This is a genomic window from Acinetobacter sp. ANC 3781 (genome assembly GCF_004331285.1).
Classification (GTDB): Bacteria; Pseudomonadota; Gammaproteobacteria; order Pseudomonadales; family Moraxellaceae; genus Acinetobacter.
Window position 1 is genome coordinate 63618 of record NZ_SJOH01000005.1, and the last position, 11803, is coordinate 75420.

General features: G+C 40.2%; 13 protein-coding genes. 3 read left to right on the forward strand and 10 right to left on the reverse strand.

Annotated features, from left to right (window positions below):
* Window positions 1-36 precede the first annotated feature (36 nt).
* Entirely contained in the window at window positions 37-834 is a 798-nt protein-coding gene (locus E0H89_RS05160; RefSeq protein WP_131215107.1) for a thioesterase family protein, read from the reverse strand.
* Between the two features lie 161 nt (window positions 835-995).
* Window positions 996-1682: a YggS family pyridoxal phosphate-dependent enzyme gene (locus E0H89_RS05165; RefSeq protein WP_131215109.1), complete on the reverse strand. Its 687-nt coding sequence runs from the start codon at window positions 1680-1682 to the stop codon at window positions 996-998.
* A 123-nt stretch (window positions 1683-1805) separates the two neighbouring features.
* On the opposite strand from E0H89_RS05165, the gene E0H89_RS05170 reads away from it, so the two are divergent.
* Both E0H89_RS05170 and E0H89_RS05175 read left to right on the forward strand, forming a co-directional pair.
* A complete protein-coding gene (locus tag E0H89_RS05170; RefSeq protein WP_131215111.1) occupies window positions 1806-2843 on the forward strand; it encodes a type IV pilus twitching motility protein PilT in 1038 nt (345 codons plus the stop codon).
* Between the two features lie 25 nt (window positions 2844-2868).
* Entirely contained in the window at window positions 2869-3990 is a 1122-nt protein-coding gene (locus E0H89_RS05175; RefSeq protein ID WP_131215113.1) for a PilT/PilU family type 4a pilus ATPase, read from the forward strand.
* A 61-nt stretch (window positions 3991-4051) separates the two neighbouring features.
* Here the strand turns inward: E0H89_RS05175 and fur are convergent, their stop codons facing one another.
* Window positions 4052-4489 carry a ferric iron uptake transcriptional regulator gene (gene fur, locus E0H89_RS05180; RefSeq protein ID WP_131215115.1) on the reverse strand — a complete coding sequence of 146 codons (438 nt, stop codon included), beginning with the start codon at window positions 4487-4489 and terminating at the stop codon, window positions 4052-4054.
* Window positions 4490-4601: 112 nt separating this feature from the next.
* On the opposite strand from fur, the gene E0H89_RS05185 reads away from it, so the two are divergent.
* Complete coding sequence (locus tag E0H89_RS05185; RefSeq protein ID WP_131215117.1) at window positions 4602-5000, forward strand: outer membrane protein assembly factor BamE; 399 nt, start codon at window positions 4602-4604, stop codon at window positions 4998-5000.
* Window positions 5001-5044: 44 nt separating this feature from the next.
* Here the strand turns inward: E0H89_RS05185 and E0H89_RS05190 are convergent, their stop codons facing one another.
* From E0H89_RS05190 to dut, 7 genes are all read right to left on the reverse strand, one after another.
* Window positions 5045-5368, reverse strand: a complete 324-nt coding sequence (locus E0H89_RS05190; RefSeq protein WP_131215119.1) for an RnfH family protein — start codon at window positions 5366-5368, stop codon at window positions 5045-5047.
* Window positions 5368-6450 carry a hypothetical protein gene (locus tag E0H89_RS05195; RefSeq protein WP_131215121.1) on the reverse strand — a complete coding sequence of 361 codons (1083 nt, stop codon included), beginning with the start codon at window positions 6448-6450 and terminating at the stop codon, window positions 5368-5370. Before E0H89_RS05195 ends, E0H89_RS05190 begins: the two co-directional genes overlap by 1 nt.
* Window positions 6451-6591: 141 nt before the next feature.
* The gene (locus E0H89_RS05200) at window positions 6592-7047 is read right to left on the reverse strand and encodes a bacteriohemerythrin (protein ID WP_131215123.1); all 456 of its coding nucleotides are present in this window, start codon (window positions 7045-7047) and stop codon (window positions 6592-6594) included.
* 436 nt (window positions 7048-7483) lie between these two features.
* Window positions 7484-8332, reverse strand: a complete 849-nt coding sequence (locus E0H89_RS05205) for a class II glutamine amidotransferase (protein ID WP_131215125.1) — start codon at window positions 8330-8332, stop codon at window positions 7484-7486.
* Between the two features lie 209 nt (window positions 8333-8541).
* The gene (gene argB / locus E0H89_RS05210) at window positions 8542-9441 is read right to left on the reverse strand and encodes an acetylglutamate kinase (RefSeq protein WP_131215128.1); all 900 of its coding nucleotides are present in this window, start codon (window positions 9439-9441) and stop codon (window positions 8542-8544) included.
* Between the two features lie 10 nt (window positions 9442-9451).
* Window positions 9452-10876, reverse strand: coding sequence for a phosphomannomutase/phosphoglucomutase (locus E0H89_RS05215; RefSeq protein ID WP_131215130.1), 1425 nt, complete (start codon window positions 10874-10876; stop codon window positions 9452-9454).
* A gap of 461 nt (window positions 10877-11337) precedes the next feature.
* Window positions 11338-11790 carry a dUTP diphosphatase gene (dut, locus tag E0H89_RS05220; protein ID WP_131215132.1) on the reverse strand — a complete coding sequence of 151 codons (453 nt, stop codon included), beginning with the start codon at window positions 11788-11790 and terminating at the stop codon, window positions 11338-11340.
* Window positions 11791-11803: the final 13 nt, after the last annotated feature.

Below are 11803 nucleotides of genomic sequence, written 5' to 3' on the forward strand. Positions count from 1 at the left end.
GCCTAGAAAATGCACTAGGCTTTATTTGCAAAAAAACTATGCCATGGGGCGCAAAGTCAGAATCTGTTCACTGCGCCCGAAGGGTCCGGAAAGATCATGCAACACTGAACTGGTTAGACCTATGCCATCATCTCCATATTGTTGTGTGGTTTCTAAGCCCAGCCACTGACCTTGCGGTAAACGGTGCATATGAATCTGTAAATCCAGATTAGGAAAGCCCCAGCTAAAGGGTGTTTCTAGACGTGGCACAATGCCATTGGCGGTATCGACCATCCCCATTAAGCGGACAAAATCACTGGTAGGTTCACCTTCAACCATATCATGTGGCGTTCGCAGCCAAACAATGCCCTTTCCAGCACGACGCTGATGACTTCGTGCTTCTATCGACTGAATATATCCACCCGGCCACTGACGAATTCCTTCCCACACTGGCGCATTTTCAGGCGTATTTCCATGCGCATCTTCCAGGCCTTTTATCAACTGGCTATTTTGCGTCATCATGCGCCAGGTTCTTGCAACAACACACGTTTTACCCTGAGCCATCATTTCTGACTCAATCAGTTCAATGGTCTTGCCCGGGCGAATTACTTTGGTGGTGATACTAAACTCTCCGGCAGGAATAAGACCTAAAATATCTAAACTGATCCGGCCAATGCGCATATCACTACGCGGTGCGAAAAGGTCCAATTCCGCACAGATAATTCCAGTCGCTGGTGCCATATGCTGCTCATGCTCATTCCATGCCCCTTGAGCCAGTATGGTTGAGCAATAATGCGCAGTGACTTTTCCGGTGGTATCCGTATTTCGCCCGATCAGTTGATAATATGCCGTCATACACTTCCCTATTTTCTTGGTCGAATAAATAATTCTTATCCAGATTATGTCCTTAGACAGTTCCTTTTGTACTCAACTTTAGTGGAAAGCTCAATTTTTAAAACAAAAACTGAACCCTAAAGTTCAGTTTTCAAAATAATCAAAATGGATTTGAGTATTCGTTACTTGGAATAATCTCGCGCGCCGAACAATGCTGTTCCAACACGAACCATGGTTGAACCTGCTGCAACTGCTTCTACCATATCTCCAGACATGCCCATGCTTAAAGTATCCCAGTCTTCAGGATGTGCATGTTCTTTTTTAACGATGTCAAAAAACTGCTTCGCATTTGCAAAAGCTTGGCTATTGTGAAGTGCGGGAATCACCATCAAACCGCGTAATTTTAAATGAGGCAATTGGCTAATCTTTTGAACCAGTTCCGCCACTTCACTCGGCCGACAGCCGTCTTTGGTGTCCTGTGCATCAATATTCACTTGTAAACAAATATTCAGCGGCGCTTGAGCGGCTTCACGCTGACTGGATAACCGCTCGGCAATGATTAACCGATCCACCCCATGAACCCATGCAAAATTTGCAGCCAGATGTTTGGTTTTATTGCGCTGTACATGGCCAATGAAATGCCACTCGATATCTAAATCATTTAAAGTTCCAATTTTCTCCAGCGCTTCTTGTAAGTAATTTTCTCCAAAGGCACGCTGCCCAGCTTGGTACATTTCACGTAGCGACTCACTTGGATGAGTCTTCGAAACAGCCAGTAACTGTACGGTTTCCGGCTCACGCTGTGCTTGTTTACATGCATCCTGAATTTGCTGTAAAACTTTATTTCGTGACGCTTGAAGACTATTCATTGACCAGATTCTCATTTTCATTCATATTTTTCGCTTTCCCCTTAAACTAACTGTTGGTTAAGCTCCAGGAAAGCCTTATTATTCTAACAAAATAAATAACATTTAAATGATCTCGGGGAAATTATGGACATCACTGAACTTTTAGCCTTTTCTGCTAAAAATGGGGCATCAGACTTACATTTATCAGCGGGTATGCCACCACTCATCCGCGTCGATGGCGAAGTTCGTCGTATCAACTTACCCGCTTTAGAACATAAAGAAGTACACAAACTTGTGTATGACATCATGAACGATAAACAGCGTCGTGATTTTGAAGAAAAGTTAGAGACAGACTTTTCTTTTGAAGTGCCGGGTGTGGCGCGTTTCCGTGTCAATGCATTCAACCAGAACCGCGGTGCGGGTGCAGTCTTCCGTACCATTCCATCAAAAGTACTGACCATTGAAGACCTGGGCATGGGTCAAATCTTCAAAGATATTTGTAATTTCCCACGCGGGATTGTACTGGTCACAGGTCCAACCGGTTCGGGTAAATCAACCACCCTTGCTGCGATGATCGACTATATTAATGATAACCGTTATGACCATATTTTAACGGTCGAAGACCCGATCGAATTTGTACACGAATCGAAAAAATGTTTGATTAACCAACGTGAAGTACATCGTGACACGCATGGCTTTAACGAAGCACTACGTTCTGCCCTGCGTGAAGATCCTGACATTATTCTGGTCGGTGAGATGCGTGACCTTGAAACCATCCGTTTGGCATTGACTGCTGCCGAAACGGGTCACTTGGTTTTCGGTACCCTACATACCACTTCTGCTGCCAAAACCATTGACCGTGTCATTGACGTATTCCCGGCAGAAGAAAAAGACATGGTTCGTGCCATGTTGTCGGAATCCTTACAAGCCGTGATTTCTCAAACATTATTGAAGAAAAATGGCGGTGGTCGTGTGGCGGCACATGAAATCATGATCGGTATTCCTGCCATCCGTAACCTGATTCGTGAAAACAAAGTAGCGCAAATGTATTCAGCCATTCAAACTGGTGCCAACTACGGTATGACCACGCTTGATCAAAGCCTAAAAACGCTGGTCTCTAAAGGCGTTATTAGCCCGCAAACTGCCCGTACTATGGCGAAACAACCAGAATCATTCTTATAAGCTTAAACGGATTTGGGGCTAAGTTATGGATTTTAACGACTTACTGAATTTAATGATTCAACAGCAGGCATCCGACTTATTTATTACTGCCGATGTTGAACCATCGATGAAAATTAATGGTCAGATTGTTCCAATTGCGAAAACCAAACTGACCGGGGAAATTGTCGAGCAGCTTTTAAACTCGATTATGAGTGAGAAACAGCGTAAAGAATTTGCTGAAACCCGTGAATGCAACTTTGCTATCAGCAACCGTGACAAGACTGCCCGTTTCCGTGTCAGCGCATTTCAACAGCGTGATGAACCGGGCATGGTATTGCGTCGGATCGAAACCGTTATTCCGACTATGGAACAGCTGAAGTTACCGCCTATTTTAAAAGAATTGGCCATGACCAAGCGCGGTATCATCATGTTCGTGGGTGCGACTGGTACAGGTAAATCGACCTCTTTGGCTTCCATTATTGGCTATCGTAACCAGAACTCCAAAGGGCATATCATTACCATTGAAGACCCGATTGAATTTATTCATGAACACGCGGGCTGTATTATTACCCAACGTGAAGTCGGTATTGATACTGACTCTTTCGAAATTGCTTTAAAAAATACCTTGCGTCAGGCACCCGACGTTATTTTGATTGGTGAGATCCGTTCGCGTGAAACCATGGACTATGCCATTGCCTTTGCCGAAACCGGTCACTTGGTATTTGCCACACTACACGCTAACAACGCCAACCAGGCCATTGACAGGATTATTCACTTCTTTGATGCTGACCGTCATAATCAATTATTTATGGATTTGTCACTCAACTTAAGAGCCGTGATTGCGCAACAGCTTATTCCATCTGTTGATGGGCAGTCTCGTCGTGCAGCGATTGAAATTTTAATCAACTCGCCTTTAATTGCAGACATGATCCGTAAAGGTGATGTACATGAAATTAAAGAATTGATGAAGCGTTCACGTGAACTGGGTATGCAAACTTTTGACCAGGCCCTGTTTGACTTGTATAAAGCCAAACAGATTACCTATAAAGATGCATTAAAACATGCTGACTCACCGAACGATCTACGTTTGCAAATCAAGCTATCCGAAGAAGGTGGGGATCGCTTATTGCATGCAAGCTCGAACATTACCTTCGATGGTCAGGCTTAAAAGCAAAAAAAACAGGCTTCATAGTAAGCCTGTTTTTTTTAACTGATTTCTTAAGTCAGTATTATTTTTTACGTAAGGCGTCCTGACATTCTGGTGCATCACAGTAACCATATAGATTCAAAGAGTGACCTGTCAAAGTGAAACCATAGTTTTCAGCCACTTCATGTTGCTGATGTTCAATTACGTCATTAATGAATTCAACGACTTTGTTACAATTTAGGCAAACAATATGATCATGGTGATCTTCTTGCATAATTTCAAAAACGGAATGATTGTTTTCGAAATGATGGCGCTGAATAATACCCGCAGCTTCAAACTGTGTTAACACGCGGTACACAGTTGCTAAACCGACATCTTCACCCTGTTCGAGTAAAGTTTTATAAATGTCTTCTGCGCTTAAATGATGTTGTCTTGAATTTTCTAATAATTCCAATATTTTTATTCGTGGAAGCGTAACTTTAAGTCCAGCTTTGCGTAAATCTTGATTTGAAATAGGCATGTAAAAAGGTCTCTCAACAAATTTAAAGTTGGAATATGCAACAAAGTTTAGATGCAGTATGATCTATCGGTGGATCAAATGCATCATAATTAATTTGGGATAGTGTAGCAAAATGCAAAAAATCATGTTGACGTTGTTCGTCACTTCACTGCTCGCAGGCTGTTCGACCTTGGGCGTGTATAAAGTTGATATTCCGCAAGGGACACCATTAACTCAAGCACAAGCTTCAAAAATTCAGGTCGGTATGAGCCACCAACAAGTTCGCTTCTTGCTCGGTAGCCCTACAGTTTCAGATCCAATGAATCCTTTACGTTGGGACTACATCTACGACTACACACCAGGAACATATGCTAAAAAAGCCAACATTCCTGCAGCTCACGGTCAACATTTAAGAATCTATTTTGATCCAACAGGAACAGTACAAAAGATTGAAGGCTTGGAAACCATTCCAGAATCTCAACCCGGCTTACCAGGATCAAAAGAAGCGATTCTAACTGCGCCCCCACTATAGCCACTTTAAAATAAAAATAAACCCCTCAATGAGGGGTTTTCTTATCACTTCAATTGTTTAAAGCGATTTCCACGACAATAAAGTCCAACCGGATTTTCTGCAGCACGTTTTCGACGAATATCTTTCGGATTAACCGTTAATGCACGATAAATCTCGACACGATCACCGACTTCCAAAATTTGATTTGGATCTTGCAATCGCATCCCAAAAATCCCCAATGAAAGTGGTTCGGGTAACTGAATTTGTATCCGTATACCACTTTGCTCAATCGCATCTAGAGCGGTCATCCCTTGTCGAAAAGGCACAGCAAGATGAAACTGTTGATTCTGGGCTGCATATGCCACCCAAACCTGTTGTATCTTACTCATTAGACCCATTGTCCAATAATCGCTACTATTGCCAAGATAATCGATACAGGCAGCACCACACGTACTGCAATACGCCACAGGTTATAAAATAGCTCATTGCTAAAATTCATCGATTTACGTAAATGGCTAATTTTCATGACCCAACCAGCGAAAATGGCATAGATCAAGCAAATGATGAGACCCCAAAGCATAAGTAGCGTATTAAAAATTGGACTGATTGTAGGAATTGCCCAAACAAATACAGCAACTAAAATCACGAGCCATTGAATCGCGATATTCAATTGACGTTGTAATAATTGTTCACGTGCCATATTGAGCAAAAGTGCTGCCATACTGACTACAGCAACCACGAAGGCAAAACTTGGAATTTCAGTATTGGCAGCAAAGAAGCCAAAGGCAATCACTGCAAATAATTGTGCAATCCAAATAGGTAATGCAGTTTTGGTTGCAACATCTCGTTGCTTAATCATAGGCAAACTACTTTGCCAGTACAAACCCATACCCAAACCACTGGCAACAAGTGCCAATACGGTTGCACTGCCCCACTCACTAAATTCAACGGGTGTCACTTGCCAAGCAGGCAAAGCCGTTCCCATCACGTTCGCTAGAATTAAGGAAGCTAAAACTCCAACAACATTTAAGATGACAATAATTTTTCGCGGTGCAAATGAAAGTGTAATTGCAACAATCGCCAAGCCAACGAATAACAGATTCGGAGCAACCCCATTGAAGGCAAAATGCCCCAATAGCTGGCTGGCATTAGACAGCATGCCACCTGCCAAGAAAGGAATAAAGACCACGGCCAACCAACCGACGATACGCCATTTCTGCGAGGCATCTGCATCACGCGTTAAACTGGACAATGCATTTAAGGCAGTGGTTTTTGAACGCTTCGCCAAAGCAATTTCTAAATAACAGATCGGTAATGCCAAAATAAGCATGGTACCTAACCATAACAACCAGAAATCAAGTTGACGTTCAACTTGGATCCCGACAATCGGTGCCAATGTGGCAATGATGATAAAAGATAAACAAAATGCCATCAGCGGCGATAGCCATCGTGACATAGCATTGTCCTGCATGATGCGTTCCTAAAAAAAGTCTTTCGCTATTTTGCCTTTGTCATGCGGGAAAATCAAAAAGAAAAAGCAAACCATCATTATTGATGATTTGCAGCGCAAGTTTATTGTGACTTGTAATTGTTATTATCTCGTTTATCTTTTTTATGAAAAGAAACGAGCAAACCAGTTTTTGCCTTTTTTCTGTTCTTTTTCTTTAATGATACCCATCATATTTTCTTTTACGGCACCGACATAATCGGCATCATCGTGCTGAATATGATTAATCAGCCATTTTGAAAGCACTTCATGTAACTCACCTTCAATCGCTTGTCCCATTTCAAAACGGTCACGGTAAGATTCAATCTTTTTAATAAATAAATCATGGACACGTTTATGCGGTACACGATATTTATAACCGGCTTCTTCTTGCAAAGATTCTTCAAAAGTAAAATGCGACTGCGTATAATCAATAATATTTTCAAGAATCTGTTTAATACGAATACGATCCATATTACTTGAAATATCATCAATTTCATTAATATAATCCAGAATTCTTTTGTGTTGATCGTCAATCACATCGATACCAGTATTATATTCTGGAACCCATTTCATTTTCATTACGACCGCCTATAAATATATACAATTCATCACGTAAATTTATAATATATTGATTTTAAACAAATAAAAATGAACTAAAACGGTTGGTTTTAATAAAAAAACTTAGTTTATTACTTAAGCACATGATATCTATTGTTTTTAAAGTTAATCCCAATCAAAAGGATAAAGTATTTTTTAACCAATTCTCTTTAATCAATCCTGTTTTAAGTGATATTTTATAAAGGGGAAAATCTATAAAAACAAAAGATTAAATATTATTTTAATAAAAAATCTTTTTATAGCACATAAAGATTTAAAAAAATGATATTTAAAACTCATCAAACCAAGTAGAAAATACTATTATATTTATTGAAAACCAAATTTATAAATCAATAAAAAAATCTATACAGCTAGTTAAATCAACATCTCTATAGATTTAGAAATATTTAGCCATCACTTAATATTGATCGGCTCTGGTTATTCGTTTTAATTCTGGATTTAAGCGTTCACGCTCTAAACGCTCGACATGAGTCTGCTGTTCTCGAACAGGTCGACCATCCTGGAATAAGATCATCTCTCCCGGCACAAAAGCATTCCAGGTTTCATTTTGCGTTAAAGGTTCGGTGGTAATGACTGCGACGCGATCTTCCGGAGTAGTCACCTGACTAAAATCGACTTCTACATCAAGATCAATCAATTGAGCCGGTTTGAATGGATATTCCCGTACTAACCAATGCAATTTGGTGATGGCATAGGTAAATAGAGCCTGACCATTCGACAAGCAAAAATTGAATGTTCCATGTTCTGCTATTTTTGGAGAGACTTCCGCTAACAAATCAAAAATTTGATCAAGTTTCGGTTCATGATAACCAAATTTATGCACCAACTGATCGAGTAAAAAACAAAATGCGCGTTCACTGTCGGTATTTCCCACTGGGGTAAAACGACCGGATAAAATGGGATTATAATCATGCAAATCGCCATTATGGGCAAAAATCCATTGCCGTCCCCACAGTTCACGACTAAAGGGATGCGAGTTTTCTAAATTAATTTTACCTTGCGTCGCTTTGCGAATATGGGCAATCACATTGCGTGACTTGATTGGATAATTACGCACCAGTTCTGCAATCGGAGATTCAACTGCCGATTGGTTATCGACAAAAAGGCGACAAGCTTTATCTTCAAAAAAAGCAATGCCAAAACCGTCACAATGGTCAGAGGTAATGCCTGCGCGTTGAGAAAAACCACGAAATGAGAAAGTCACATCCGTTGGCGTAGCACAATTCATTCCGAGCAACTGACACATAGTCTTGATCAAACAGCAAATACAGGAATTTTCTATTTTGCATGACTGGGCTGGGGCTTGCAAATCTCAATTTACAATACGCATCACTATTTTATGCATTAGTTCAGGAATAATACTCAAATAATTAATTTCATTCAAAATTCTATATAAGTTAGTCTAATCAAAGCAATAAAAAAAGCCTCACAAGGAGGCTTTTTAAAGTGATTCATTTAGTGCTTGGCACGGTTGGTAATTAAGGTCCCTACCCCATGATCAGTGAAGATTTCCAATAAGGTTGCATGTGGAACACGACCATCCACGATATGCGCGCTGACTACGCCTCCTTTCACTGCATCCAGTGCACAACCGACTTTAGGAATCATACCACCGTAAATCACGCCGGTTTCAATCAAACGATCGACTTCCTGAGTGGTTAGACCTGTGAGCAAGTTTTTATTTTCGTCAAGAACACCAGTAATGTTGGTCAGAAGAATGAGCTTTTCTGCGCCCAAGGCTTCAGCCACTTTACCCGCGACTAAATCGGCATTGATGTTGTAAGTATTACCTTCATCATCTACACCCAGTGGTGCAATCACAGGAATGAAATCGCTGTTCGTGAACATTTCAAGTACGTCAGTTTTCACACCAACGACTTCACCGACCAAGCCAAGATCAATCTGTTTTACTGTGCCGTCTTCCGCCGTTTTCTCCATCAACAGCTTTTGAGCGCGAAGTAAATTACCGTCTTTACCGGTTAACCCAATAGCACGACCGCCATGTTGATTAATCAGGTTGACGATAGATTTGTTCACACTACCGCCCAAAACCATTTCAACCACTTCCATGGTTGCAGGATCGGTTACACGCATGCCATCAATACGGTCAGATTCACGACCGAGTTGCTTCAAGAATGAATCCACTTGTGGACCACCGCCATGCACCACGATTGGATTTAAACCGACGGTTTTCAACAATACAATATCACGTGCAAACGAGCTTTCCAGCTCCGGGTCGGTCATTGCGTTGCCACCATATTTCACTACTAGCGTCTTACCCGCAAAACGTTGAATATACGGCAAAGCTTCAGTCAAAATTTGTGCTTTGTCGATGCCAGTATGCTGATGTGGCATTCGCCTCTCCTTATTGAGCATCTAAAATGTCTTGTGCGATTTTAGGATATCGGTCACTTAACATGGAAACAAATGTGTGTCGAATCGCGTTTAATCTTACAGGATTGTCCGCATCAAAGCGTACTGTAAAATATTCACCGGTATTCGATGCTCGAATAATGCCAAATCCATCTTCAAAATCAAGTCGCACACCATCAATTTTACTTAATTGTGCACCTAAATTCTGACTTTTAACCTCAACATCATGTAATACCGCTGTAGGTTCTTCACTATGGGTACTAATATAAAGGTCTTCAGTGCAACTGCGCTCAGGATAAACCCGCAATGCTTTTGATAGGGTTAAACCTGGTTGTTGACTCAAATATTCCAGCACACGTAAGGCTGCATATAAACCATCATCATAGCCAAAACCACGCCCGTCATTAAAAACATAATGACCTGCGTATTCTCCACCAAAAACCGCTTTTCCTTTAGATTGCGACATATAAGTACGCAAGAAGGAACTGCCTGTACGAATCATTTTCGCCTGTCCACCTAATTGATGAACGGTATTCCTGACCATGGTCGAACATTTCACATCATAAACAACTTCATGACCGGGATGCGTTTTCAAACACATTTCAGAAAATAAAGCCAATAATCGATCTGCTGAAATAATAGCACCATATTCATCAATTAATACCAGGCGATCACCATCACCATCCAACGCAATTCCGATATCTGCTTGCTGCTCAAGTACAGTTTTTCGTAATTCAACAAGATGTTTTTCTTGTGAAGGGTCTGGTGCATGATCGGGAAAATCACCATTCGCTTCACATCGGATGGTTGTGATTTCACAACCTAATTTTTTTAACACCAATGCCGCACAGCGCCCTGCCGAACCATTTAAACCATCGAGTACCACTTTAAAAGGACGCTTTAACTGGATATCTTGTAATAATGCTTGCTGATATTCGAGACAATATTCAATAACGACTTCATGCTGAACAGGTTTGGTCACTAATTTTTGTAATGGATCAAAAACGCTACTAGCACTTATACCGACTTGTTCAATCATTGCTGGACAGGGTGGTTCATTTTGAATGATCCACTTAATTCCATTATCTGTTTTAGGATTATGACTGGCGGTCAGCATGATTCCATTGCCACCGAATTGGCGTGCAATAAAATATAATAATGGCGTTGAACAACAACCAATGATAGTCGCATGCAGTCCTTTTTCTTCACACACCTGTCTGATGATTTCTGCATATTGCGGACTGGTTAAACGCGCATCATAACCAATAGCAAGTCGCGTCTGCCCCACCTTAAGATATTGAGCAATCAATCCATAGGCAATCGCTTTAACAATTTCAGGTGTCAAAAGTGATATTTTTCCACGAATATCATAGGCACGAAAAATTTGTAATGGGAATTTTTTATTTTCAAAATTCATGATGACATCTGCTACTTAGGAGTAGGCCATAAAATTAGAACTTTATGGAAAATTTAATAAGGTCAGTATTCATAACCAGTGCATCACTTTAAAAGAGAAGATTAGCATTATAAAAGTATTTCATATTTTTAATCAGCGGCAAAAAAATCTTACAAATAATTATATAAAAAAGATTATATTTATTCGAAAAAAATCTTTTATTTAATTTTAAGACAAATATTATTAAATATTTTCATTTAAATATCATTAATTTAAAAAAAATTAAACCGGATTTCACCTAAAGATAAAAGCAATACTTCTGGTGTAAGTATTGTAAATCTTTGTTTACGAATTCTTTTATTATAAAGGGAGTTAAAGTTTCTAATACAAAAATTATATAAAATAAAGAATATAACCTGATAAAAAAACAAATATTACTGTTCATTTATCAGGTTATAAATTCTTTAAACTCAATTTATAGTTTAGCCTTTACCGGTATGACCAAAACCACCTGCCCCACGTTCAGTCCCAACAAACTCATCGACTTGTTCAAATTCAGCATGCACTACAGGAACAAGTACATATTGAGCTAAACGCTCACCTGGCTCTAAAGTAAATGCTGTTTGGCTACGGTTCCAGACCGATACCATCAATTCGCCCTGATAGTCTGAATCGATTAAACCGACAAGATTACCTAGAACAATGCCGTGTTTATGACCTAAGCCCGAACGCGGTAAAATCAAACCTGCAAATTGAGTATCTTCAATATAAATAGCTAGACCTGTTTTAACCAATACAGTCTGACCTGGTTCAATGACAGTAGCTTCTTCTACACAAGCACGTAAATCTAAACCTGCTGAACCCGAAGTCGCATAGGTTGGCAAAGGCCATTGACTGCCTAACCGTGTATCGAGTACTTTCACTTGAACTTTCATCTGTTCTTTCCTA